This is a genomic window from Paracoccus sp. (in: a-proteobacteria) (assembly GCF_030538655.1).
In the GTDB taxonomy this organism is placed as follows: domain Bacteria; phylum Pseudomonadota; class Alphaproteobacteria; order Rhodobacterales; family Rhodobacteraceae; genus Paracoccus.
Genome location: NZ_JAUNTO010000003.1, coordinates 52,085 through 74,822, shown reverse-complemented (window position 1 = coordinate 74,822; position 22,738 = coordinate 52,085). Strand labels below are relative to the sequence as shown.

24 protein-coding genes are annotated in these 22,738 nt (G+C 65.3%); 14 read left to right on the top strand and 10 right to left on the bottom strand.

Features of this window, described 5'->3' with window-relative positions:
- Positions 1-31 precede the first annotated feature (31 nt).
- Both Q4G22_RS03300 and Q4G22_RS03295 read left to right on the top strand, forming a co-directional pair.
- The gene (locus tag Q4G22_RS03300; RefSeq protein ID WP_303384471.1) at positions 32-2,284 is read left to right on the top strand and encodes a cation-translocating P-type ATPase; all 2,253 of its coding nucleotides are present in this window, start codon (positions 32-34) and stop codon (positions 2,282-2,284) included.
- A gap of 26 nt (positions 2,285-2,310) precedes the next feature.
- On the top strand, positions 2,311-2,928 hold the full coding sequence (locus Q4G22_RS03295; protein ID WP_303384470.1) for a GDSL-type esterase/lipase family protein: 618 nt from the start codon (positions 2,311-2,313) through the stop codon (positions 2,926-2,928).
- Between the two features lie 28 nt (positions 2,929-2,956).
- On the opposite strand, the gene Q4G22_RS03290 is transcribed toward Q4G22_RS03295, so the two are convergent.
- From Q4G22_RS03290 to Q4G22_RS03265, 7 genes are all read right to left on the bottom strand, one after another.
- Positions 2,957-3,418 (bottom strand): copper chaperone PCu(A)C, encoded by a 462-nt coding sequence (locus Q4G22_RS03290; RefSeq protein ID WP_303384469.1) that lies wholly within the window; start codon positions 3,416-3,418, stop codon positions 2,957-2,959.
- A 37-nt stretch (positions 3,419-3,455) separates the two neighbouring features.
- On the bottom strand, positions 3,456-3,797 hold the full coding sequence (locus Q4G22_RS03285) for a hypothetical protein (protein WP_303384468.1): 342 nt from the start codon (positions 3,795-3,797) through the stop codon (positions 3,456-3,458).
- 108 nt (positions 3,798-3,905) lie between these two features.
- On the bottom strand, positions 3,906-4,190 hold the full coding sequence (rpmB, locus tag Q4G22_RS03280; RefSeq protein WP_303384467.1) for a 50S ribosomal protein L28: 285 nt from the start codon (positions 4,188-4,190) through the stop codon (positions 3,906-3,908).
- A 125-nt stretch (positions 4,191-4,315) separates the two neighbouring features.
- Complete coding sequence (locus tag Q4G22_RS15690; RefSeq protein ID WP_368661455.1) at positions 4,316-4,822, bottom strand: methylated-DNA--[protein]-cysteine S-methyltransferase; 507 nt, start codon at positions 4,820-4,822, stop codon at positions 4,316-4,318.
- Positions 4,819-5,403 (bottom strand): bifunctional transcriptional activator/DNA repair enzyme AdaA, encoded by a 585-nt coding sequence (locus Q4G22_RS15685; RefSeq protein WP_368661454.1) that lies wholly within the window; start codon positions 5,401-5,403, stop codon positions 4,819-4,821. Before Q4G22_RS15685 ends, Q4G22_RS15690 begins: the two co-directional genes overlap by 4 nt.
- Positions 5,404-5,484: 81 nt before the next feature.
- On the bottom strand, positions 5,485-6,042 hold the full coding sequence (locus Q4G22_RS03270) for a murein L,D-transpeptidase family protein (RefSeq protein WP_303384466.1): 558 nt from the start codon (positions 6,040-6,042) through the stop codon (positions 5,485-5,487).
- On the bottom strand, positions 6,039-7,223 hold the full coding sequence (locus Q4G22_RS03265; protein WP_303384465.1) for a MalY/PatB family protein: 1,185 nt from the start codon (positions 7,221-7,223) through the stop codon (positions 6,039-6,041). Before Q4G22_RS03265 ends, Q4G22_RS03270 begins: the two co-directional genes overlap by 4 nt.
- Before the next feature lie 76 nt (positions 7,224-7,299).
- Between Q4G22_RS03265 and def (Q4G22_RS03260) the strand changes: the two genes are divergently transcribed.
- From def (Q4G22_RS03260) to fmt, 6 genes are all read left to right on the top strand, one after another.
- Positions 7,300-7,821, top strand: a complete 522-nt coding sequence (gene def / locus Q4G22_RS03260) for a peptide deformylase (RefSeq protein WP_303384464.1) — start codon at positions 7,300-7,302, stop codon at positions 7,819-7,821.
- The gene (def, locus tag Q4G22_RS03255; RefSeq protein WP_303384463.1) at positions 7,802-8,293 is read left to right on the top strand and encodes a peptide deformylase; all 492 of its coding nucleotides are present in this window, start codon (positions 7,802-7,804) and stop codon (positions 8,291-8,293) included. Before def (Q4G22_RS03260) ends, def (Q4G22_RS03255) begins: the two co-directional genes overlap by 20 nt.
- Positions 8,290-8,790: a peptide deformylase gene (gene def, locus Q4G22_RS03250; RefSeq protein WP_303384462.1), complete on the top strand. Its 501-nt coding sequence runs from the start codon at positions 8,290-8,292 to the stop codon at positions 8,788-8,790. Before def (Q4G22_RS03255) ends, def (Q4G22_RS03250) begins: the two co-directional genes overlap by 4 nt.
- Positions 8,791-8,935: 145 nt before the next feature.
- Entirely contained in the window at positions 8,936-10,585 is a 1,650-nt protein-coding gene (locus Q4G22_RS03245; RefSeq protein WP_303384461.1) for an alpha/beta-hydrolase family protein, read from the top strand.
- Positions 10,567-11,424, top strand: a complete 858-nt coding sequence (locus Q4G22_RS03240) for a dienelactone hydrolase family protein (protein WP_303384460.1) — start codon at positions 10,567-10,569, stop codon at positions 11,422-11,424. The genes Q4G22_RS03245 and Q4G22_RS03240 overlap by 19 nt, the downstream gene beginning before the upstream one ends.
- Before the next feature lie 30 nt (positions 11,425-11,454).
- The gene (gene fmt, locus Q4G22_RS03235) at positions 11,455-12,351 is read left to right on the top strand and encodes a methionyl-tRNA formyltransferase (RefSeq protein ID WP_303384459.1); all 897 of its coding nucleotides are present in this window, start codon (positions 11,455-11,457) and stop codon (positions 12,349-12,351) included.
- 362 nt (positions 12,352-12,713) lie between these two features.
- Here the strand turns inward: fmt and Q4G22_RS03230 are convergent, their stop codons facing one another.
- Positions 12,714-12,848 carry a hypothetical protein gene (locus Q4G22_RS03230; RefSeq protein ID WP_303384458.1) on the bottom strand — a complete coding sequence of 45 codons (135 nt, stop codon included), beginning with the start codon at positions 12,846-12,848 and terminating at the stop codon, positions 12,714-12,716.
- Between the two features lie 41 nt (positions 12,849-12,889).
- Here Q4G22_RS03230 and Q4G22_RS03225 point away from each other — a divergent pair, with 41 nt between their 5' ends.
- Both Q4G22_RS03225 and Q4G22_RS03220 read left to right on the top strand, forming a co-directional pair.
- The gene (locus Q4G22_RS03225) at positions 12,890-13,222 is read left to right on the top strand and encodes an antibiotic biosynthesis monooxygenase (protein ID WP_303384457.1); all 333 of its coding nucleotides are present in this window, start codon (positions 12,890-12,892) and stop codon (positions 13,220-13,222) included.
- A gap of 89 nt (positions 13,223-13,311) precedes the next feature.
- Positions 13,312-14,187: a hypothetical protein gene (locus Q4G22_RS03220; RefSeq protein ID WP_303384456.1), complete on the top strand. Its 876-nt coding sequence runs from the start codon at positions 13,312-13,314 to the stop codon at positions 14,185-14,187.
- Positions 14,188-14,229: 42 nt separating this feature from the next.
- Here Q4G22_RS03220 and secA read toward each other — a convergent pair whose 3' ends face one another.
- Positions 14,230-16,926 carry a preprotein translocase subunit SecA gene (gene secA, locus Q4G22_RS03215; RefSeq protein ID WP_303384565.1) on the bottom strand — a complete coding sequence of 899 codons (2,697 nt, stop codon included), beginning with the start codon at positions 16,924-16,926 and terminating at the stop codon, positions 14,230-14,232.
- Positions 16,927-17,126: 200 nt separating this feature from the next.
- Between secA and Q4G22_RS03210 the strand changes: the two genes are divergently transcribed.
- The 4 genes from Q4G22_RS03210 (at position 17,127) to Q4G22_RS03195 (ending at position 20,009) form a co-directional block, all read left to right on the top strand.
- On the top strand, positions 17,127-17,969 hold the full coding sequence (locus tag Q4G22_RS03210; RefSeq protein WP_303384455.1) for a peptidylprolyl isomerase: 843 nt from the start codon (positions 17,127-17,129) through the stop codon (positions 17,967-17,969).
- Between the two features lie 15 nt (positions 17,970-17,984).
- Positions 17,985-19,364: a bifunctional glutamate N-acetyltransferase/amino-acid acetyltransferase ArgJ gene (argJ, locus tag Q4G22_RS03205; protein WP_303384454.1), complete on the top strand. Its 1,380-nt coding sequence runs from the start codon at positions 17,985-17,987 to the stop codon at positions 19,362-19,364.
- Entirely contained in the window at positions 19,361-19,759 is a 399-nt protein-coding gene (gene mutT, locus Q4G22_RS03200; RefSeq protein ID WP_303384453.1) for an 8-oxo-dGTP diphosphatase MutT, read from the top strand. The genes argJ and mutT overlap by 4 nt, the downstream gene beginning before the upstream one ends.
- Before the next feature lie 124 nt (positions 19,760-19,883).
- Positions 19,884-20,009 (top strand): hypothetical protein, encoded by a 126-nt coding sequence (locus Q4G22_RS03195; protein ID WP_303384452.1) that lies wholly within the window; start codon positions 19,884-19,886, stop codon positions 20,007-20,009.
- Positions 20,010-20,130: 121 nt separating this feature from the next.
- On the opposite strand, the gene infB is transcribed toward Q4G22_RS03195, so the two are convergent.
- Complete coding sequence (infB, locus tag Q4G22_RS03190; RefSeq protein ID WP_303384451.1) at positions 20,131-22,737, bottom strand: translation initiation factor IF-2; 2,607 nt, start codon at positions 22,735-22,737, stop codon at positions 20,131-20,133.
- Position 22,738 lies beyond the last annotated feature (1 nt).

Genomic DNA, 22,738 nt, shown 5'->3' with positions numbered 1-22,738 from the left:
ATGACACTGGTTTTTGCGACAGGACGAACCCATGACCAACACACCATCTTTCGCCGCTGATCCCGCCGCCACGCAGGACAGCTTTCTGACTATCGAGGGGATGAGCTGCGCCGCATGTTCCGGCCGGGTCGAGCGCGCGTTAAAGGCGCAGCCCGGCGTGCAGGCCGCCGTGGTCAACCTTGCCACCGGCAGCGCCCGCGTGACCCATGAGGCCGGGGGCGATCCGCAGGCGCTGGCCGATGCTGTCACCGCGCAGGGCTATCCGGCCAGCTTGCGGCAGGCTGGCGCGCGGCGTGATGCTTCCAGTGTGCAGATGCGCGAAACTGACAGCCTGCGCCGCCGCTTTTTGATCGCGCTGCTGCTGACCTTGCCGGTTTTCGTGATGGAGATGGGCGGCCACGCCGTTCCGGCCTTTCACCACTGGCTGCATGGCGCGGTGGGGGAACGCCCGCTGTGGATCGTGCAGATGCTGCTGACTTTTGCGGTTCTGGCCGGGCCGGGGCGGCTGTTCTTTGCCCACGGCATCCCCGCCCTGTTGCGCGGCGGGCCAGAGATGAACAGCCTCGTGGCGCTTGGGGCCGGGGCGGCGTTTGCCTATTCCACGGTGGTGACGCTGGCACCCGACCTGCTGCCCCCCGATGCGCGCCATGTCTATTTCGAGGCGGCGGCGGTGATCGTGACGCTGATTCTGATGGGCCGCTGGCTCGAAGCGCGGGCGCGCGGACAGGCGGGTGCGGCGATCCGGCACCTGATGGAACTGACACCCGATACCGCCACGCTGCTGCGCAATGGCCAGCCCGTTACTGTTCCCGCCGCCGATCTGATGCCCGGTGACTTGATCCGCCTGCGCCCTGGCGAGCGTGTCGCCGTGGACGGTGAGATCACCGAAGGCACCGGCACCATCGACGAGGCGATGCTGACCGGCGAACCCGTGCCGGTGACGAAAGGTCCCGGTGATCCGGTGACGGGCGGCACGGTCAACGGATCTGCCGCGCTGGTGGTGCGCGTCACTGCGACCGGCGCGGATACGGTGCTGTCGCGCATCGTGACTCTGGTCGAGGACGCGCAGGCCACCAAGCTGCCGGTGCAGGCGCTGGTGGACCGGATCACCCGCATCTTTGTTCCGGCGGTGATGGCGCTGTCGGCACTGACCTTTGTGCTGTGGCTGATCTTTGGCCCCGGTCTGGCCGAGGCGTTCGTCGCGGCCGTATCGGTGCTGATTATCGCCTGCCCCTGCGCGATGGGGCTGGCGGTGCCGGTCTCGATCATGGTCGGCACCGGGCGCGGGGCGGAACTGGGCATCCTGTTCCGGCGCGGTGACGCGCTGCAACGGCTGGCCGAGGCCAAGGTGGTGGCCTTTGACAAGACCGGCACCCTGACCCAAGGCGCACCGGCGCTGACCGGGCTGCGCAGTGTGCCCGGCTGGTCGCGGGATGATGTGCTGCGGCTGGCGGCGGCGGCTGAATCGCAATCCGAACACCCGCTGGCTGCCGCCATCGTCGCGGCGGCGCAGGGGCTGGATCTGCCTCTGGCGCAGGATGTGACCGCCACCGCGGGGCGTGGCCTGACGGCGCAGGTTCAGGGCCACGCGCTGCTGATCGGCAACCTTGCCGCGCTGACGCAGGCCGGGGTGACGCCCGCCCCGGAACTGCAACAGGCCGCTGATGACTGGGCCGGGCAGGGGGCGACGCCGGTGCATCTGGCCGTTGACGGCACCCACATCGCTGCGATGGCCCTGGCCGACCCGGTGCGCGAGGATGCGGCGGCGGCAATCCGGGGGCTGCACGATCTGGGCCTGCGCACGGGGATGATTTCCGGCGATACGCCGGCCACGGCGCAGGCGGTGGGGGCAAAGCTGGGCATCGACCAGATCACCGCCGGCGTCCTGCCTGAAGGCAAGCTGAATCAGATCCGTGCCATGGGGGCGGGCAGCGTTTTTGTGGGCGATGGCATCAACGATGCGCCTGCGCTGGCTGCGGCTGATACCGGCATCGCCATCGGCACCGGCACTGATGTGGCCATCGAATCGGCGGATGCTGTGCTGTCAGCGGGCGATCCCTCGGGGGTGGTGCGCGCCATCAGCCTCAGCCGCGCGGTGATGCGTAATATCCGGCAGAACCTGTTCTGGGCCTTTGCCTATAACATCGCGCTGATTCCGGTGGCGATGGGGGTGCTGGTGCCGTTTGGCGGGCCGCAACTGTCGCCGATGCTGGCGGCGGGGGCGATGGCGATGTCATCGGTCTTCGTCGTTACCAACGCCTTGCGGCTGCGGCGCGCGCCGTGATTGCGCGGCGGGCGGTCCTGGTGGGCATGGCGGCGCTGCCTTTGGGCGGTGCCGCGGCGAACGGGGCAGGGCCGCGCATCGTGATGCTGGGCGACAGCCTGACCGAAGGCTTTGGGTTGGCTGCGGGCTATGGGCTGGTGCCGCAACTGGAACGCTGGCTGGCGCAGGAGGGCACAGCCGCGCGGATCGTCAACCACGGTCTGTCGGGCGACACCACCTATGGCGGGCGGGTCCGCATCGGTCGGGCATTGCGGGGCGGCGCCGACGGGGTGATCGTCGCGCTTGGCGCCAATGATCTGCTGATGGGCTGGTCCGCCAGTAGGGCCGAGGCAAACCTTGACGCAATCCTGACCCGCGCGGGCCGGGGCGGGCGTCCGCTGTTGCTGGTCGGCATCGACGCGCCGATCCGCGACCGGGCGCGGCGGGCTGAATGGAGGGCGATCTGGCCCCGGCTGGCCGCGCGGCATGATACGCTGCTGCTGCCCGATCTTTATGCGCCGATTACCGCCCTGCCGGACGACCGCCGGGCGGCCTATCTTCTGGCGGACGGGGTGCATCCATCAGCGCAGGGGGCCGCATTGCTGGCGGCGCATCTGGGACCGTCGGCGCAGGCGCTGCTGGCGCGGATCGCGGCCCGCCGGTAAAGGGCGGGCCGCATGGCAAGGGTGCGGGTCAGTGGCCCGTGTGGCCCGCTGCCGGTGCCGCATCGGGCTGGCGGGCGTTATCGACCGTTGTTTTGACATCGACCGTGCCGCAATCGCCGAAATCCAGCGTGAACCTGACCACATCGCCATCCTTCAGCGGCTGATGCAGGCCCAGGAACATGACGTGATCCGCGCCGCGCTGCATCGGGTGAACCTCTCCGGCGGGAATGGTGATCCCGCCCTCGATCGGAACCATCTTCATCACGCCATCCACTTCGCGGTGGGTGTGCATCTCGGTCCGTTCGGCCAGATCCGAGGTGACGTTGCCAAGGGTGCAATCCACCTCGCGGTGGTTGTCCAGCAGCATAAAGGCCGCGCCGGTCTGCGGGTTGGAGCTGCGGGCATAGGCATCTGTGACCGCCACGGCGTCATGGGCCAGAACGGCCACGGGAAACAGCGCCGCGCAGGCGGCGAAAGTCAAGGTTTTCATGATGTTGTCCTGTCGTTATCGAAAAAGATTTCAAGGGTTACGACAGGACAACCGGCGGATCGCGGGCGCTGTGAGGCGGAATGTCGTGCGACTGGCCGCTGTCGGGACCGACGGTCCAGCCGATCCGGCGCGGCTGCGGCAACAGCCGGTCAGGCTGGCCCGCATCGGCGATCGCCGCCAGCAGCGACAGCGCCATATCGGGGCAAAAGTGGTTCTGTTCGACCGGCTGGCCCTGATCGTCAACGGCAATGCTGATGGTGACGCTGCCGGCACAGATCACGATCTGCCCGGCCACCTGTGCCTGACCGCGCGCCGACCCAAGCGCGATGCCGGTCACGACCAGAATCAGGATCAGTGCAGAGTGGACCAGACGAATCATGCCGCCGATTAAGGCATTCCCCGCCTGCCTTCGCAATCGCCCACATAGATATACGAAAACCCCGCCGGACAGGCGGGGTGATTTATCGCGATCCTGCCGGGGCAGGAATCAGGCGGCGGCGCCTTTGGCGATCTCGCGCTTGATCTTCAGCGCGCGGGGCGACAGTTCGTCGTCCTTGGCCTTGGCCAGAAACGCATCCAGACCGCCCCGGTGATCGACCGAGCGCAGCGCCGCAGCGGAAATCCGCAGCGAATAGGACTGGCCCGTGGTTTCCGACAGCAGGGTCACGTCGTTCAGGTTCGGCAGAAACCGGCGACGGGTCTTGTTGTTGGCGTGGCTGACGTTATTGCCGGTCATCGGCCCTTTGCCGGTCAGTTCGCAAACGCGCGACATGATCTTGTTCCTTCGTTGCAGCGGGCGGGCACCGCATTGGACCGGCTGCCGCCAATGTGAAAGGGCGCCGCGAGGCAGCGCCCGGAATTCTGTTCGCGGGTGGATATACGCCACAGCCCCGCGCGTCAAGCCCCGGCTGCGCTTTTCGCGCCCTGATCCGGCACTGTTCCGGCATAGGCCTGTTCGATCTCGATCAGCTTTTCCTTGCGCCACAGCCCCCCGGCATAGCCGGTCAGGCGGCCATCGGTACCGATGACGCGGTGGCAGGGAATTACGATGGCGATGCGATTGCGGGCATTCGCGCCCGCCACCGCCCGCACCGCCGAGGGCTGGTCCAGATCGCGGGCCAGTTCGGCGTAACTGCGTGTCTGGCCTGCGGGAATTTCGCGCAATGCTTGCCAGACGCGTTGCTGGAACGGGGTGCCAAGCAGCGCCAGCGGCAGGTCGAACCGGGGCTGGCGACCGGCGAAAAAGGCAGTCAGCTGTGCCTCGGTCGCGTCGGTGATGGCGGTGCGGCCCAGCCCGATGCGGCCTTGCGCGGCCTTTGAAACTTGCCGCAATTGTGTGGGCAGGGCCTTGCGGTCGGTGAATTCCAGCAGATGCAGGGCCGAATCATCGGCAATGGCGATCATCCCGCCAAGGGGGTGTCGATCCAGTCGGCGCGCAGGTCGGCACTGCCGCGCAGCACGTGGGGCGGGTGGCCGAACAGCCGCGCGAATGCCTGACGAAAACCTGATGCCGAATCGAACCCTGCGTCCAGTTGCGCGTCGATCATGCGTGAACCTTTCGTGATGGCCCGTATTCCGGCGCGCAGGCGCAGGGTGCGGGCATATTGCAGAAATGTCTGGCCAAAGTGGCGGTGGAAAGCGCGGCGCACGGTGGAAGGGTCCAGCCCTGCCGCCGTCAGGTCGGCCTCGGACCAGCGCCGCGCCGGATCGGCGTTCAGCCGCGCCACCAATCCCGCCACCAGCGGATCACCCGCGGCCTGTGGCTGGCCGGGATGGCAGCGACGGCAGGGGCGGAACCCGGCGGCAGCGGCCTGTGCGGCGGTGCGGAACCAGCGACAGTTTTCGGGGCGCGGCTTGCGCGCCGGGCAGGTCAGGCGGCAGAACACCCCGGTCGAGGTGACGCCGACCAGCGCCCGCCCCTCGAATGCGGGATCGCGGGCGAGCAGGGCGTGATACAGGGTGTCGGTGTCAGGCAGCGTGGTCATGGTGTATCCTTTCTGCCCCGGATTAACCGATTCGCCCCACCCCTGCGCCGCAAAATCGGGCGTTTATTTCCCGCGTTCCGGTCAGGGCCGGATCTCGATCTCGGTGCCGATGCGGGCGGCGGCGAACAGTTCGCGCATCTCGCTGTCGGATATGGCGATGCAGCCTGCGGTCCAGTCGCCCGGTAACACCTCACCCGCCGGGCGCTGGTTGGGCTGGCCGTGGATAAAGATGTCGCCGCCGGGGTCCACCCCCGCCGCCCGCGCCCGCGCGCGGTGGCCAGGCTGCGGATAGTCGATCCCCAGCGACAGGTGATAGGCCGAACGGTCATTGCGGCGGTCGATGCGGAACACGCCTTCGGGCGTTTTGCCGTCGCCCTGCCGCGTCTTGTCGCCATCCGGCGCAAAACCCAGGGCAATGCGATAGGTCTTGATCGCCTGCCCATCCCGCCACGCCGTCATGCGACGGTCGGATTTGTCGATGGTGATGCGGTCGATCTGCCCGGTCAGCGGCACATCGCGCGGCGGCACGGGCAGTGGCAGCGATGGCACCGGCGGGCGAGGGGCCAGCCACAACAGCCAGACCGCCAGCACGATCAGCGCCAGCGTCAGAACGGAAAACAGCCGGGCCAGCCGCTTCATTGCAGATCGGCAAAGGCGTCTTGCAGGCGCTGCGCCGCCTGTTCCACGCGGGCGCGCGGCGTGGCCAGATTGAACCGCATAAAGCCGTCCCCCCCCAGGCCAAAGCTGGGGCCGTGGTTGGCGGCGATCCGGGCGGCCCGTTCCACGCGGGCAGTAAACTCGGCCTGGGCCATCCCGGTGCCGCTGAAATCCACCCACGCCAGATAGGTCGCCTGCAACGGCATCGAACGCAGGCCGGGAATGGCGTTCACCGCATCGTCAAAGATGCGGCGGTTGCCGTCCAGATACTGCACCAGCGCATCGACCCATGCCGCGCCCTCGGGGGAATAGGCGGCGGCGACCATATCCGGGCCGAACAGGCCGGGCGAGATACCCAAAGCCGCCAGTCGGTCCTGAAACCGCCGACGCAGGGCCGGATCGGCGATGATCGCATTGCCCAGATGCGCGCCCGCGATGTTGAAGGTCTTGGTCGCAGAGGTCAGCGTGACCAGCCGGTCGGCAATGTCAGGCGCGGCGGTGGCGGTGGCGCTGTGGCGCGGCGTGCCGGGCAGCACCAGGTCGTGGTGTATCTCATCACTGACCAGAACCAGATCGTGACGGCGGCAGAACTCGGCGGTGGCGCGCAGTTCCTCGACCGACCAGACGCGGCCGCCGGGGTTGTGGGGCGAACACAGGATCAGCATCTTTTCGCGCCCGGTCATCGCCGCGTCCCATGCGTCGAAATCCATCTGATACAGCCCGTCACGCAGCACCAGCGGCAGTTCGGCCACCTCGCGCCCGGCGGCACGGATGATGCGGGCAAAGGCGTGATAAACCGGCGTCATCAGCGCCACCCGGTCGCCGGGGCGGGTATAGACATCGACGGCGATGCCGGTGGCGTTGACCAGCCCGTGGGCGGACAGAATCCAGTCGGGCTGCACCGCCCAGCCGTGGCGGGTCTGCATCCACCAGCGGATCGAATCGGTATAGGCGGCATTCGCACCCGGATAGCCATAAATCCCGTGCGCGGCGATTTTGTCGACCGCGCGCTGAACGGCGGCAGGCGGGCGGAAATCCATGTCAGCCACCCACATGGCGATGCCGTCATCGGGCGCCACGCCATAGATTGCCTGCATGTCATCCCATTTGTTGCATCCGGTGCCCACGCGGTTGATCGGCTGGTCGAAATCGGGCTGGCTCATCTGGTTCTCCGCATGTTGGTTGATCTTGTTTAGGGGGATTGTTGCTTATGGCCAAGGCTTGGCCTAGATCACGACCATGACATTACGCCCGATCCTGATCCATCCTGACCCGCGGCTGAAAAAGGTCGCAGACCCGGTGGTCCGCATCACGCCCGAGGTGGAAACCCTTGCGGCGGATATGCTGGCCACGATGTATGACGCGCCCGGCGTCGGGCTGGCTGCGCCGCAGATTGGCGTGAACCTGCGCGTTTTCGTGATGGACGCCACCAAAGACCCCGAGGCAGAGCCGCGCCCGATGGTGCTGGTGAACCCGGAAATCGACTGGACCTCGGACGAGCCGAACACCTATGAAGAAGGCTGCTTGTCGATCCCCGACCAATATGCCAGCGTAACCCGACCCAAACAGGTGCGGCTGCGTTGGCTGGGGCTGGATGGCGCGACGCATTCCGAGGAATTTGACGGTCTGTGGGCGACCTGCGCCCAGCACGAGCTGGATCACCTGAACGGCATCCTGTTCATCGACCATCTGTCGGCGATCCGGCGGCAGATGATAACCCGCAAGATGGTAAAGCTGAAACGTGACCAAGCGCGCGCCTGACAGTCTGCCGACCGGCAAGGTTCGCCCTGTCGTCATGCACCCTGATCCGGTGCTGCGGGCGCGGGCCGAACCTGCCGGTTATCTGGATGGCAATGCGCTGATGGAACTGGCGGGCGATCTGTTCGCCACCATGTATGCCGCGCAGGGCCGGGGGCTGGCCGCGCCGCAGATCGGTGTGTCGCGCCGCGCCTTTGTCATGGATGCCGGCTGGAAAGAGGGGCGGCCCGATCCGATCCTGATGCTGGACCCGGCGATCATCATGCGATCCGATGTGTACGACGAGGCCGAGGAAATGTGCCTGTCGATCCCCGGTCAGCCGATTACGGTATCGCGCCCGACGGGGATCGAGATCCTGTATTATGATCTGAATGGCATGTGCATCAGTCGCGGGCTGCAAGGGATGCCCGCGCGGATTGCCCAGCACGAGCTTGACCATCTGGAAGGTCGCCTGATCGTGGATTACCTGCCGTGACCGTTCGCCCGTTCCTGCCCTATGGCGATCCCCGCCTGCACCGCCCCGCCGATCCGGTCGAGGCAGTGACGGAAACCGTGCGGATGATCTGGGACGACATGATCGACACGATGGAGGCCATGCCCGGCGTCGGGTTGGCCGCGCCGCAGATCGGGATCATGTTGCGGCTGGCAGTCGTCGATGCCTCGGACAAGCGGAGGCAGGCGGTGCGGATGGCCAACCCCGAGGTGCTGCACGCCTCGGTCCAGATGCGCGCGCATGAGGAGGCCAGCCCGAACCTGCCCGGCGTATCCGCCAGCATCACCCGCCCCCGTGCCGTGACCGTGCGGTTTCTGAACGATCAGGGGCAGATCGAGGATCGCGATTTCGTCGGGCTGTGGGCGGTATCGGTGCAACATCAGATCGACCATCTGAACGGGCGGGTTTATGTCGATCATCTGTCGCCCCTGCGCCGCAAGATGCTGGTGCAGAAATCAGCCAAGCTGGCGCGAAAATAGTCAGCGCTGTGCCTGTTTCATCGCCGGTGCCTCCGGCGGGGATATTTATCGAACAGAAGATGCCGGGGCGGTGAATTGAATTTCATCGCTGCGCGGGGCAAAGGGGAAAGGCTGTTTTCATCGACGAGCCATGATGCCCCTGCGATTGACCCGCCCCCGTCTTGCGGTCCTGCCCCTGCTGGCGGGGCTGTCGTTGGCGGCCTTGTCGCTGACGCCTTCGCTGGTGCCGCGCGACTGGCTGACGCAGGGGGTTCTGGCAGGGCTGTCGATGGGGTTGGGATATCTGGTCATGCAGGCGCTGCTGACCATGTGGCGGTCGCTGGGGATTGCGGTGCTGACCGGGCGCGCCGCGGATGCGGGGCATCTGATGGCGGCGCTGCCGGTCATGGCGCTGGTCGTGGCCTGTCTGGCGCGGGCGGGGGCGTGGCAGGACGATATCCGGTCGCGCGTCGGTCTGCCGCCCGCGGATGAGTTCAGCATCGTCTGGATGTCTGTGCTGGCGCTGGCGGTTTTTGCTGTGCTGTTTGTGATCGGCTGGCTGGTGCAGGGCCTGTTCGACATACTTCGGCGGCGGCTGGCGCGCTATATTCCGGTGCGGATGGCGAATGTCATCGGGCTGTTGCTGGCTGCGCAGCTGGTGGTCATCGTAACCCGCGACGGGGTGGTGAACCGGCTGCTGGCGGTGGCGGACGCCAGCTTTGCCGCCGCCCAGCAATTGACCGACCCCGATACGCCTGCCCCCGCCGAAAGCTGGCGCGCGGGTGGGCCGGGGTCGCTGATCGACTGGGCGATGATGGGCAAGCCGGGGCGGGATTTTGTGCTGTCGGGTGCTGATGCCGCGACTATCACGGCTGTGACGGGTCGCCCGGCGCGTGACCCGCTGCGCATCTATGTCGGGCTGGCGCAAGACCCCGACCCGCAGCGCCGGGCCGCCATCGCCCTGGCCGAGATGGATCGGCTGGGGGCGTTTCGGCGCAAGGTTCTGGTGGTGGCCAGCCCCACGGGCACCGGCTGGCTGGACCCGGCCGGGCATGATCCGCTGGATTATATGCACGACGGCGACATCGCTACGGTGGCGGTGCAGTATTCCTATCTGCAAAGCCCGCTGGCGCTGATCTTTGAGACGGATTCGGGGCTGGAGCAGGCCAGCGCGCTGATGCGGCTGATCCATGACCGCTGGCGCGCGATGGACCCGGACACGCGGCCTCGGCTGTATATGGCGGGGATTTCGCTGGGGGCGTGGTCATCCATGAATGCGTTCAACGTGTTTCAGATGATGAACGATCCTGTTGATGGCGCGCTGTGGGCCGGGCCGCCGTTTCCGTCGCAACTGTGGCGGCAGGCCGTGGCCGCGCGCAACCCCGGTTCGCGCTATGTGCTGCCCGAGGTGGGGGCGGGGGATCTGGTCCGCTTTGCCAGCCAATATGCCGCGCCGGATCGCTCGGGGCGGCCATGGGGGCGGACGCGTATCCTGTTCTTGCAATATGCCAGTGATCCGATTGTGTTTTTTGACGCGACCTCGGCCTGGCGCGCGCCGCGCTGGATGCGCGAGCCGCCCGCGCCCGATGTCTCGCCCTTGCTGGATTTCGTGCCCATCGTGACGCAACTGCAACTGGGGCTGGACATGATGCTGAGCAAGGTGCCGCCGCCCGGTTTTGGCCATGATTACCACGCACATGACTATATCGCCGCATGGGCCGCCGTCAGCGCCCCCGACGAATGGAGCGAGGATCGCGCCGCCCGGTTGCGGGCGATCTGCGGGCAAGAGGTGATCGGATGCGCGCCCGACGGTTAATCCTGCGGTTGGCGGTGGTTGCGGCGCTGATCCTGACTGCGCTGGCGATCAATACCGGGCGTAATGTCGCGGGCTGGGTGCCACTGGCGGAAACGCCGGACCAGCGGCGGGCGGAGCTGGCCCCTGCGTGGCGGCTGGTGCGCCCGGCCCGGCCGGGGCCATGGCCTGTGGCGGTGCTGCTGTCGGGCTGCGACGGGGTGCAGGATAACATGGACCGATGGGCGCGGTTCTTTGCCGCGCAGGGCCGGGCGGCGCTGATCGTCAACAGCCACCGTCCGCGTGGGCTGGACCGGCGGCAGGCGTGGCGTGCGGTCTGTGCAGGTCAGGTGCTGACCGGGGGCGAGCGGGCGGGCGATCTGGCCGTGGCTGTCGCCGCGCTGGAAAACATGGGTTTGCGCGGCGATGACGTGATTGTGTTGGGCGCCTCTCATGGCGGGTGGACCGCGATGGAGCTGATGGCGCAACTGGCCGATGGCGACCCGCCGCCCGGTCTGACCGCATGGCCCGAACCGCCCGCGCAACTGGCCGCGCGGATCAGCCGTCTGGTGCTGCTGTATCCCTATTGCGGCTTTGCCAGCCGGGCCGGGGGCGATTGGCCAGCGGGCGTGCATGGGCTGATGATTCTGGCCGAGGAGGACCGCATCGTTGACCCGGACGCCTGCCGCGCAATGGCCGGGCAGGGGCTGCCGCTGGATGTGCATATACTTGCGGGGGCGGATCATGGTTTCGACCAGCGCAGCCGATCCGTTCTGTCGCCCTTGCGGTTCAATGCCGCCGCCACCGCGCAGGCCGAGGCGCTGATCGGGGCATTTGCATCGCCGCCGCAGGCCGGGCTATGACAGGCCCCGCACAATCAGCAGGAGGGTGCGATGCGTGTGATCTTTATGGGAACCCCGGATTTTTCGGTTCCGGCGTTGAAGTCGATTGTGGATGCCGGGCATCAGGTGGTCGCGGTCTATTCACAGCCGCCGCGTGCCGCCGGACGCGGGCAAAAGCCGCGGCCATCCCCGGTTCACGCCGCAGCCGAGGCTTTGGGCCTGTCCGTGCGCACGCCTGAACGGCTGCGCGATCCCATTGAACAGGCTGAATTTTCTGCGCTAAGGGCGGATGTGGCGGTGGTCGTGGCCTATGGGCTGATCTTGCCGCAGTTGGTGCTGGATGCGCCGCGTCTGGGCTGTGTGAATATCCACGCCAGCCTGTTGCCGCGCTGGCGCGGGGCGGCACCGATCCATCGGGCGGTGATGGCGGGGGATGCGGAAACCGGCGTTGCCATCATGCAGATGGAGGCGGGGCTGGACACCGGCCCGGTGCTGGCCGAGGCACGCTGCCCCATCGGGCCCGAGGAAACCACCGCCGATCTGCACGACCGGCTGGCGGCGATGGGGGCGGTGCTGGTGGTGGATACGCTGCCCCGTCTGCCGCTGCCTGCGCGCGCGCAGCCGGATGCGGGCGTGACCTATGCCGCCAAGATCGACAAATCCGAAGCCCGCGTGGACTGGACCCGGCCTGCGGCCGAAATTGATCGGCAGATCAGGGGGTTGTCGCCGTTTCCCGGCGCGTGGTGTGATGTGGCGGGAGAACGGGTCAAGCTGCTGCGGTCGCGGCTGGCGGCTGGCTCGGGCCAGCCGGGCGCGGTTTTGGGCGGGTTTGTGGTCGCCTGCGGCGATGGCGCGGTTGAGGTGCTGGAGGCGCAGCGGGCCGGGAAAAAGCCGATGACGGCAGAGGACTTGCTGCGCGGGTGGGATCTGCCCGAACGGTTGGGCTAGGCCGCGCGCCCCAGGCTGCGCATTTGGGCAAACAGCAAGCGGCAGCGGGGGCGGCGCAACGGCAGCGGGCGTTGCGTGGCGGTTTCGGCGCAACAGCGGTTCAAATTGAGCCAGTATTTGTTGGGTTTTGGGCTGCACAACCCATGCACCGCCTGTGCACAGGCTGTACACAACCTGTGCACAGGCAGCGGGCGTTGCGCGGTCGGGACATGGCGCCAACGCTCGAAATGAGGCGGCGGGCGGGCGGCGCTGCGGGTCATCCCGGCCCGACCGCCAACCGAAAGAGACCAGCGCATGATGCCCCAGCCCCCAAAGGCCCGATGGTTTCGCAGCCTGCATAATACCGAAAATCTGATTGTCCTTTACAATATCCGGGAGGCGGGCAGCACCGCCCTTGTGACGGGCGCTGGTGCCAAGGCCATTGCGACGGGCAGTTGGCCGGTGACCGCCGCAGGCGGCAGAATGACGAATTCGCGCGGGCGGAAGGGTTTGTTCATCTGTTCGTCCGGGCGGCATCGGCACCGCATGGGGCGGGCGCATGATCGCGGTGATGTTCGAGGCTGAAACGACGCCGGGCACGCAGGCCGAATATCCGGATCATGCCGCAAGGCTGCGGTTGCTGCCGGATCAGATCGCCGGGTTCATCTTGATTGAACGCTTTGCCAGTCCGAGCGTGCCGGGCAAGGGTCTGTCACTGTCATTTTGGCGGGATGAGGCAGCGATGACGGCTTGGCGCAGCCTGCCCGCGCATCACAAGGCGCAGGCGGCGGGGCGCGATCATGTCTTTGCCGGTTATCGGCTGAGGGTGGCGGCGATGCTGCGCGATTATGGCACGGCCAGGCGGGCCGAGGCACCCCGTGACAGTGTTTGAATGTCTTTCCAGAAGGGGGCGTCGCGCGACAGGTTGCCCGATGTGGCGAGATCGTGTTCATGGAAAGAGCATATGGAACGGGCCTTGCCATGACGTGTCGTTCTATGCGCCATATGGGGGCGGCGTTGCTATGCTTTCCGCGTGTTTTCGTGTTGGGGGATGCTATCGTGTTCTGGTTTTACCCGCGCTGCACCATCATGCCTGCAAGGGGATGGCTGCAACGCCAGACTGCGGCGGTGCCTGTCCGGCTGCTTGACCTGTTTTTCGCGGCACTGTTGACGTTTGGTCTGGCCGGTGCGGCCTTGTCCGATGATGCGGACGAGGCCGATCTTTGGTTGATTGCGGATCGGTTGGCCAGCGTGGCCGGGATCGACGAACTGACCCAGACATGCCCGGCGGATGTCTGGAAAACGCGGCGGGGGTTATGGCAGAGCTGGGTCGGTGACAGCACGACATGGAGTTGGCGCCGATGCCGACAGGATGTCGCGGGCTGTCTGGACCGCTGTATCAACAACCGGAACGGTTCGGCCTGTCTTGCGGCGGCGCGGGTGATCGAAAGATCTGATCTGGAAATTGCGGCTCAACCTCGATTCGATATGGCAAGGCGGCAAGGGTTTTCCCTTGCCTGTGCCTTGGGGTCGCCGTCGGCCTGCACGAACCGGGGGGCATCCCTGCGGAACGCCAGGATCCGGCAGGATCAGTTGTCCCAGGACCGATCTGAGGAATTTTACAGCTGTCTGATGCGCACATTCTCGATCGCCTGTTCCGCCGATAACGCCTGGGGCTGTTCGATGGAGGGGCAGGCGTTTCAATTGGGTGAAGGGCATCCCGTCGATCTGAAAAAAGCCACCGCCCGGTTTCTGCGGGCCTGTTCGATCAGTGCAACACCCGAGGGTGAGGACACCGAAGTCGCCCCCTGCAGGTTCGCCAGACAGCGGCTTGAGTTGATCGCAGAAGGAGACTGAACGGGAAACGGGCGGCGATGTGCCGCCCGCGCCTGTGTCAGCTTACAGCGCCCCGTGGCAATGCTTGAACTTTTTGCCCGAGCCGCAGGGGCAGGGGTCGTTGCGTGACGGGTTGCCCCATGTCGCCGGGTCGTTTTCATCAAAGCCGGGGGCGTGGGCGGATGCGGCACCGCCTTCTGCTTCGGCGTGTTCGGGGTGCTGTGCGGCCTGTGCCGCCGCCTGCTGTTCGGCGAACTGGCGCATCATCGCCTCGCGTTCGGCCTCGGTCAGCGGGCGGATCAGGGACAGTTGCTTGGTCACGTCGCCGCGCAGACCGTCCAGCAGCGATTCGAACAGTTGGAACGCTTCGGTCTTGTATTCCGACAGCGGGTCGCGCTGCGCATAGCCGCGGAAACCCACGACCGAGCGCAGATGTTCCAGCGTGACCAGATGTTCGCGCCATTTCTGGTCGATCATCTGCAACAGGATCTGCTTTTCGACCTGACGCATGGTGTCTTCGCCGAACTGGGCGGTCTTGTCGGCCATAAAGGCGTCGGTCGCGTCTTTGATGCGTTCGGTGATGATTTCCTGATCGGTGCCTTCCTCGGTGGCCCAGTCGGCGATCGGCAGGTCCATGTTCACACTGTCGCGCAGGGCGGCCTTTAGTCCATCGTTATCCCATTGTTCGGGATAGCTTTTCGGCGGCATGTATTCCGCGATCAGATCGTCGATGACCTGATGGCGCATATCGGCGGTGATGTCGCGCAATTCGTCGGTTTCCATGATCTCCAGACGCTGGCTGAAGATCGCCTTGCGCTGGTCATTCATCACGTCATCGAATTTCAGCAACTGTTTGCGGATGTCAAAGTTGCGCGCCTCGACCTTGGCCTGCGCACGTTCCAGCGACTTGTTGACCCAGGGGTGAACAATGGCCTCGCCTTCCTTCATGCCCAGGGTGGACAGCACCTTTTCCAGCCGTTCCGAGCCGAAGATGCGCATCAGGTCATCTTCGAGCGAGAGGAAGAACAGCGAGCGGCCCGGATCGCCCTGACGTCCCGAACGACCGCGCAACTGGTTGTCGATGCGGCGCGATTCGTGGCGTTCGGTGGCCAGAACGAACAGACCGCCGGCATCCAGAACGCGCTGTTTGTCGGTGGCGTGATCCGCCTCGATCTGCGCGCGCAGGGTGTCGGGGTTCGCCTCGGGATCGGCGGCAAGCGCCTGCATCACCTTCATTTCGACGTTGCCGCCCAGCTGAATGTCGGTGCCGCGACCGGCCATGTTGGTGGCAATCGTGACCGCACCGGGTTTACCCGCATCGGCGACGATCTGTGCCTCGGCCTCGTGCTGGCGGGCGTTGAGGACGTTATGGGCGATCCCTTCGCGCGTCAGGATGCCCGACAGCATTTCCGATTTCTCGATGCTGGTGGTGCCGACAAGGATCGGCTGGCCCTTGGCGTTCGCCTCTTTGATGGCCTCGACCACGGCGGCGTATTTTTCATCGGCGGTGCGATACACGCGGTCATGTTCGTCAAGGCGCTGGATCGGGCGGTTCGTCGGCACCTCGACCACGCCGAGTTTATAAATCTCGGCGAATTCCTCGGCCTCGGTCGCGGCTGTCCCGGTCATGCCGGACAAGGTGTTGTAAAGGCGGAAATAGTTCTGGAACGTCACGCTGGCCAGCGTCACGTTTTCGGGCTGGATGGCGACGTTTTCCTTGGCCTCGATCGCCTGATGCAGACCGTCGGACAGGCGGCGGCCCTTCATCATCCGGCCGGTGAATTCGTCGATCAGCACGATTTCGCCGTCGCGGACGATATAGTTCTGGTCGCGGTGGAACAGCTTGTGCGCGCGCAGGGCCTGGCTGATGTGGTGAACGATGGTGGTCGATTCCGGGTCATAGAGCGTCTGCCCCTGCGGCAGAATACCCGCCGCCGACAGCATCTGTTCGACCGCCTCGTTCCCTTCCTCGGTGAAGGTGGCGTTGCGGGTCTTTTCGTCGATGGTGTAGTGGCTTTCGTCCAGCTGCGGGATAAAGCCATCAACGGCGCGATACAGATCGGAACGGTCCTGGCTGGGGCCGGAAATGATCAGCGGTGTCCGCGCCTCGTCAATCAGGATGCTGTCCACCTCGTCCACAATGGCGAAGTTATGGCCGCGCTGGACCATTTCCTCGATCGAGGCTTTCATATTGTCGCGCAGATAGTCAAAGCCCAGTTCGTTGTTCGTGGCATAGGTGATGTCCGCCGCATAAGCCTGACGCTTTTCCGGCTCGGGCTGGAACGGCACCACGACGCCGGTGGTCATGCCAAGCTGGGCAAAGACCTTGCTCATCCAGTCAGCGTCGCGTTTGGCCAGATAATCGTTGACGGTGACGATATGCACGCCCTTGCCGGTCAGCGCGTTCAGATAGGCGGGGAAGGTGGCGACCAGGGTTTTCCCCTCGCCCGTTTTCATTTCGGCGATATTGCCCTGATGCAGAAATATGCCGCCCATCAGCTGCGTATCAAAGGCGCGCAGGCCCAGGGCGCGACGCGCGCCCTCGCGGCAGTTGGCAAACGCCTCGGGCAGCAGGGCGTCCAGCGATTCCCCCGATTGCGCGCGCTGTTGCAATTCGCGGGTCTTTTCGATCAGCCCTTCGTCGGACCGGGCCTTGGCCTCATCCTCAAGCGCGTTGATCCTGGCGACCAGAGGGCGGGCCGATTTTACCTTGCGATCATTGGGCGTGCCAAAGATCTTTCTTGCCAATGCACCTAGCATTTCACCTTCGCGTTCATCAATGGCGCGCGGGGCCGGGGGGCCACTTGCCCGCACCCTTGATCCTGCCGTATTCAGGGCGTGAACGAAAAGCGGCGGGCGCGCCTTTTCGGGTTGCGCCGGATGTAGGCTTGCCCCGCCCGACTGTCAACGTCAGGCCCCCGCCGGGACGCGGAAAAGCCTGTAGAATACAAGGAATTTCGATGCGTCATTTCGCTTTTTCCGCTGCGTTCGCCCTTGGGGCGGTTCTGACCGCGCCTGCAATGGCGCAGGATGCCGATACTGTCGTCGCGACCGTCAATGACATGCCGATCACGCTGGGTCAGATGATCGCGATGAAACAGGGGCTGCACGATCAGGCCGCGGCGAACCTGCCCGATCAGGCGCTGTGGGATCTGATGCTGGATCAGCTGATCCGCACAACGGCGGTGGCGCAGCTGGGCGAATCCGGCATGACCGCCCGCGACAAGGCCCGGCTGGAGTTGGAACGCCGCGCCTATCTGGCATCCGCCGCGCTGGAAAAGGTCGCCGAGGTCGAGATCACCGATGCCGACATCACCGCTGCCTATGAGCGTATGTTCGGCGAGGCGGCCCCGATGACGCAATATTCCGCCGCGCATATTCTGGTGGAAACCGAGGCCGAGGCGCAGGACATCCGCCGCCAGCTGGCCGATGGCGCGGATTTCGGTCAACTTGCGCGCGAGCGGTCGAAAGATCCGGCCAGCGGCGCCAATGACGGTGAACTGGGCTGGTTCAGTGCCGATCAGATGGTGGCCCCCTTTGCCGAGGCGGTAAAATCCTTGCAAAAAGACCAGATTTCCGACCCGGTGCAATCCGATTTCGGCTGGCACGTGATCCGGCTGGATGACACCCGCCTGACCGAAGCGCCCAAGCTGGACGAAATCCGTCCGCAACTGGTCGCACAACTGCGCCGCGAAAAGGTCGATGCCGAGGTGCAACGGCTGGTATCACAAGCCACGGTTGACAAAACCGAGGGGCTGACCCCTTCGCTGATAAACAATACCGAATTTCTTGACGTGAAATAAACCGGGATCACAGCCATGGCCAAAGACGACGACAAGAAGAAAAAGAAAGCCGCCAAAACCAAGGATAAGGGCAACAAGGATAAGGGCAAGGTGAAGGCGAAAAAGGCCAAGGCCAAGGGGGTGGGGAAACAATCCGCCGCCCCGGCCAAAGCCGCCAAGCCGGTGTCGCCGCTGGCCCCCACGTCCTTTCCCGACCTGCCGGTGATTGCGGGCGTCGAATTCGCCAGCGCGGCGGCGGGCGTGAAATACAAGGGCCGCACCGATGTGACGCTGATCCGTATCGCGCCGGGGGCCTCGGTCGCGGGGGTGTTCACGCGGTCATCCACGCGGGCCGCCTGCGTGCTGGACAATCAGGCCAAGCTGCGCGGCAAGCAGGACAGCACGGCGGGCGCGGCGATCATCGTCAATTCCGGCAATGCCAACGCTTTTACCGGCGCGCGCGGGCAGGAATCGGTCGAGGCGGTGACGGGTGCCGTGGCCAAAGCCTTGGGCATTCCGGCGCAGCGGGTGTTTTCGTCATCCACCGGCGTCATCGGCGAACCGCTGCCGCACGACCGCATTGTGGCGGTGATCGGCGATCTGGCCAAGGGGCTGCACAGCGATGGTGCGGCAGAGGCCGCCCACGCGATCATGACGACTGACACCTTCCCCAAGGGCGCCGCGGCGGTGATCGAGGGCGAGGGCGGGCCGATCCGCATCGCGGGCATTGCCAAAGGCTCGGGCATGATCGCGCCGGATATGGCAACGATGCTGGTCTATATCTTTACCGATGCCGCGATTGCCCCCGATCTGTTGCAGAAAATTCTGTCGAAACAGGTGGATGACACCTTCAACGCGATCACGGTGGACAGTGACACCTCGACCTCGGATGCGCTGATTTTGGCGGCGACGGGGCAATCCAAGGCCGCGCCGATCACCGATATGCGCAGCAAGGCGGCGCGCGAATTCGCCGCCGCGCTGAACGGGGTGATGCTGGATCTGGCGAAACAGGTCGTCCGCGATGGCGAAGGTGCTACGAAATTCGTGCAGGTGGATGTGACCGGCGCGGCTTCGGACGATGACGCCAAACGCGTCGCCATGGCCATCGCCAACTCGCCGTTGGTGAAAACCGCCATCGCCGGGCAGGACGCCAACTGGGGCCGGATCGTGATGGCCGTCGGCAAATCGGGGGCCAAGGCCGACCGCGACAAGCTGACGATCCGCTTTGGCGATATGGTGCTGGCCGAAAACGGCTGGCGCGCGCCGACCTATGACGAGGCGGCGGCCTCGGCCTACATGACCGGGCAGGAACTGGTGATCGCCGTCGATCTGGGGCTGGGTAAGGGCGCGCGGACCGTGTGGACCTGCGATCTGACCCACGGCTACGTTGACATCAACGCCGATTATCGGTCGTGAAAACCGTTCTCGTCGCCGCCGTTCTGCTGATTGACCCCGACGGGCGCGTGCTGCTGGCACGCCGCCCCGAGGGTAAATCCATGGCCGGTCTGTGGGAGTTTCCGGGCGGCAAGGTCGAACCCGGTGAAACCCCCGAAGCCGCTCTGATTCGCGAGTTGCACGAAGAATTGGGGATCGAGACCTGGCATTCCTGCCTTGCCCCCCTGACCTTCGCCAGCCATTCCTATGAGGATTTTCACCTGTTGATGCCGCTGTTCGCCTGCCGCCGTTGGCAAGGAATCGCTCATCCGCGCGAAGGGCAGGAATTGGTTTGGGTTCGTGCTGAAAAATTAAGCGATTATCCTATGCCACCGGCGGATATTCCGCTTATTCCCACAATTAGACTGTGGCTTTAGGGCAACATGTTTTCCGATTGCCCTGCCTTCCGTCATAATCTTGTCAAGAAGGTTAAAATTTTAACCAAAAGTTAGTTTTCATCGTGTTACGGTTGAATTCTCTTGAGGAGGAGAGGACTGGACCATGATCCGCACGATTGTCATCGGAAGCTGCGTGTTCGTTCAAGGCATGTATGAACGGCAGGTCTCCAACGGAAACATTGTCGTGCGTGTTGGTGCCAGAACATTCGAAGGGCGCCCCGTCAACTGATCCACCATCAACGGGGACGTTCTAAGATTTGTCGATCGCACACACACACGACAGTTCGCACTGAAACTGAAACGGGGCGCCAGAAGGCGCCCCGTTTTCTGTTCCGCAGAAGCGCAGGCCGTTACAGCTTGCGCTCGACTTCCTCGCGCTCAAAGATTTCGATGACGTCGCCTTTGCGAATATCGTCATAGTTTTCAAAGGCCATGCCGCATTCCTGACCGGACTGGACCTCTTTGACCTCATCCTTAAAGCGTTTCAGCGTCTTCAGCGTGCCTTCGTGGATCACCACGTTGTCGCGCAGCAGGCGCACGCCGGCCGAGCGGCGGGCCACGCCTTCGGTGACAAGACAGCCCGCCACGGTGCCGACGCCCGACACGCGGAAGGTTTCCTTGATCTCGGCATAGCCGATAAAGTTTTCACGCACTTCGGCGGACAGCAGGCCCGAGGCGGCGGCTTTGATGTCATCCACCAGATCATAGATGATCGAGTAATAGCGGATCTCGACCCCTTTCTGGTTGGCGGCATTGCGCGCCGGGGCGTTCGCCCGCACGTTGAACCCGATCACCGGCGCGCGGCTGGCCTCGGCCAGACCGATGTCGGATTCGGTGATCGCGCCGACGCCGTAATGCAGCACGCGGACGCGCACTTCGTCGTTGCCGACCTTTTCCAGCGCCTGAACGATGGCTTCGGCAGAACCCTGCACATCGGCTTTGACCACCACGGGCAGTTCGGCGACGTTTTCATCCGCCTTGGCCTTGGCCAGCATCTGATCCAGCGTGATCGCGGCACCGGCGGCGGCGCGTTTGTCCTTGGCGGCCTGCATTCGGTAATCGGCGATTTCGCGGGCATGCGCCTCGGTATCGACGACGTTCAGCACGTCACCTGCCTCGGGCGTGCCGTTCAGGCCCAGCACCTCGACCGGAACCGAAGGCGCGGCTTCGTCCACGCGTTCGCCCTTGTCGTTAATCAGCGCGCGGACCTTGCCCCACTGTTCGCCGACAACAAAGATGTCGCCGCGTTTCAAGGTGCCGTTCTGCACCAGAACCGTCGCCACCGGACCGCGGCCCACGTCAAGCTGCGCCTCGATCACCGCACCTTGGGCCGCGCGTTTCGGGTTAGCCTTCAGTTCCAGAATTTCCGCTTGCAAAGCAATGGCTTCCAGAAGGTTGTCCAGGCCCTGGCCGGTCTTGGCCGACACTTCGACATCCTGCACCTCGCCCGACATCGCCTCGACCACGACTTCGTGCTGCAACAGGTCGGTGCGGACCTTTTGCGGGTCGGCCTGCGGTTTGTCGACCTTGTTGATGGCGACGATCATCGGCACACCGGCGGCCTTGGCGTGGTTGATCGCCTCGACCGTCTGCGGCATCACCGCGTCATCGGCGGCCACCACCAGCACGACAATATCCGTCACCTGCGCACCACGTGCCCGCATCGAGGTAAAGGCCGCGTGGCCCGGTGTGTCGAGGAAGGTCAGCACCGCCCCCGATTCCGTTTTCACCTGATAGGCACCGATGTGCTGGGTAATCCCGCCAGCCTCGCCCGAGACGACGTTCGCCTTGCGGATCGCATCCAGCAGTGAGGTCTTGCCGTGGTCAACATGGCCCATGATCGTGATGATCGGCGGGCGCGATTGCAGGTCTTCGGCCTTGTCCTCGACCGTGTCGATGACCTGTTCAACGTCGGCATCCGACACGCGCACGGCGTTATGGCCGAATTCGTCGATCACCAGTTCGGCGGTGTCGGCGTCGATGGTCTGGTTTGCCGTGACCATCATGCCCATTTTCATCAGCGCCTTGACCACATCGGCGGCGCGTTCCGCCATCCGGTTGGCCAGTTCGCTGACGACAATGGTTTCCGGCAGTTGCACGTCGCGCGCCTGCTTTTCGGCGCGCATCGCGCCGCCCATGGCCTTTTGCCGGGCTTTTTCCTGCTTGCGCTTCATCGCGGCAAGGCTGCGCTGACGCCCGCCCTCACCACCATCCAGCGCCTGATTCAGCGACAGTTTCCCCGTGCGGCGGTTTTCGTCGCGGTTCGCACCCTTGCCGCGCGCATCGCGGTCGTTGTTGCGGTCGCGATCCGGGCCGGGGCTGGAGCGGCGCGGGCCGGTGGCGCTGACGCCTTTGGTTTCGGCGCGCGAAGCAGCGGCCTCGGCGGCGGCGCGGTCCTGCGGGGTCGGCGCGGCGGCGCGCGGCGCGCGTGCGGCGGGCGCGGCCGGGCGTGCGGCACCTTCGTCGCGGCGGGCCGCAGCACGGGCGGCTTTTTCCGCCTCGGCGGCCTCGGCGGCTTCGCGGGTGCGACGGGCGTCTTCTTCTTCCTTGGCGCGCAGGGCTTCCTCGCGCTCGCGCTCTTCGCGTTCCTTGGCCTCCAGCTCGGCCCGGCGGCGTTCACGCTCTTCCTCGCGTGCCTTTTCCTCGGCGGCGCGTTGCGCGGTTTCTTCTTCCTCGCGCGCCTTGGCGGCGGCAAGGGCGCGCAGGCGGCGCTCCATTTCGGCCTCGGACAGACCGGCGGGGCGGCGCGAGGATGCGGCCACAGCGGCGGCGGCGGATTCGGGTGTTACGCGCGGTTTGTCACCCGTGGCGCCCGCACCCGCCTTGGGCACCACAACGCGCTTGCGCTTGGTCTCGACGACGACGCTTTTCGTGCGGCCGTGGGAAAAGCTTTGCTTGACCTGGCCGGGACGCCCGCCGCCCAGACCCAGAGGTTTCTTGCCGTCTTTATCGCTCATT

Coding starts and splice junctions, on each gene's coding strand:
- Q4G22_RS03220 (WP_303384456.1), top strand. CDS start 13,312: ATGACGTGTCGTTCTATGCGCCATATGGGGGCGGCGTTGCTATGCTTT.
- Q4G22_RS15685 (WP_368661454.1), bottom strand. CDS start 5,403: ATGACCACGCTGCCTGACACCGACACCCTGTATCACGCCCTGCTCGCC.
- Q4G22_RS03230 (WP_303384458.1), bottom strand. CDS start 12,848: ATGAACAAACCCTTCCGCCCGCGCGAATTCGTCATTCTGCCGCCTGCG.
- Q4G22_RS03270 (WP_303384466.1), bottom strand. CDS start 6,042: ATGAAGCGGCTGGCCCGGCTGTTTTCCGTTCTGACGCTGGCGCTGATC.
- secA (WP_303384565.1), bottom strand. CDS start 16,926: ATGCTAGGTGCATTGGCAAGAAAGATCTTTGGCACGCCCAATGATCGC.
- Q4G22_RS03225 (WP_303384457.1), top strand. CDS start 12,890: ATGATCGCGGTGATGTTCGAGGCTGAAACGACGCCGGGCACGCAGGCC.
- Q4G22_RS03290 (WP_303384469.1), bottom strand. CDS start 3,418: ATGAAAACCTTGACTTTCGCCGCCTGCGCGGCGCTGTTTCCCGTGGCC.
- Q4G22_RS03195 (WP_303384452.1), top strand. CDS start 19,884: ATGATCCGCACGATTGTCATCGGAAGCTGCGTGTTCGTTCAAGGCATG.
- Q4G22_RS03285 (WP_303384468.1), bottom strand. CDS start 3,797: ATGATTCGTCTGGTCCACTCTGCACTGATCCTGATTCTGGTCGTGACC.
- Q4G22_RS03210 (WP_303384455.1), top strand. CDS start 17,127: ATGCGTCATTTCGCTTTTTCCGCTGCGTTCGCCCTTGGGGCGGTTCTG.
- Q4G22_RS03240 (WP_303384460.1), top strand. CDS start 10,567: ATGCGCGCCCGACGGTTAATCCTGCGGTTGGCGGTGGTTGCGGCGCTG.
- rpmB (WP_303384467.1), bottom strand. CDS start 4,190: ATGTCGCGCGTTTGCGAACTGACCGGCAAAGGGCCGATGACCGGCAAT.
- infB (WP_303384451.1), bottom strand. CDS start 22,737: ATGAGCGATAAAGACGGCAAGAAACCTCTGGGTCTGGGCGGCGGGCGT.
- def (WP_303384464.1), top strand. CDS start 7,300: ATGACATTACGCCCGATCCTGATCCATCCTGACCCGCGGCTGAAAAAG.
- argJ (WP_303384454.1), top strand. CDS start 17,985: ATGGCCAAAGACGACGACAAGAAGAAAAAGAAAGCCGCCAAAACCAAG.
- Q4G22_RS03265 (WP_303384465.1), bottom strand. CDS start 7,223: ATGAGCCAGCCCGATTTCGACCAGCCGATCAACCGCGTGGGCACCGGA.
- Q4G22_RS15690 (WP_368661455.1), bottom strand. CDS start 4,822: ATGATCGCCATTGCCGATGATTCGGCCCTGCATCTGCTGGAATTCACC.
- Q4G22_RS03295 (WP_303384470.1), top strand. CDS start 2,311: ATGGCGGCGCTGCCTTTGGGCGGTGCCGCGGCGAACGGGGCAGGGCCG.
- Q4G22_RS03300 (WP_303384471.1), top strand. CDS start 32: ATGACCAACACACCATCTTTCGCCGCTGATCCCGCCGCCACGCAGGAC.
- fmt (WP_303384459.1), top strand. CDS start 11,455: ATGCGTGTGATCTTTATGGGAACCCCGGATTTTTCGGTTCCGGCGTTG.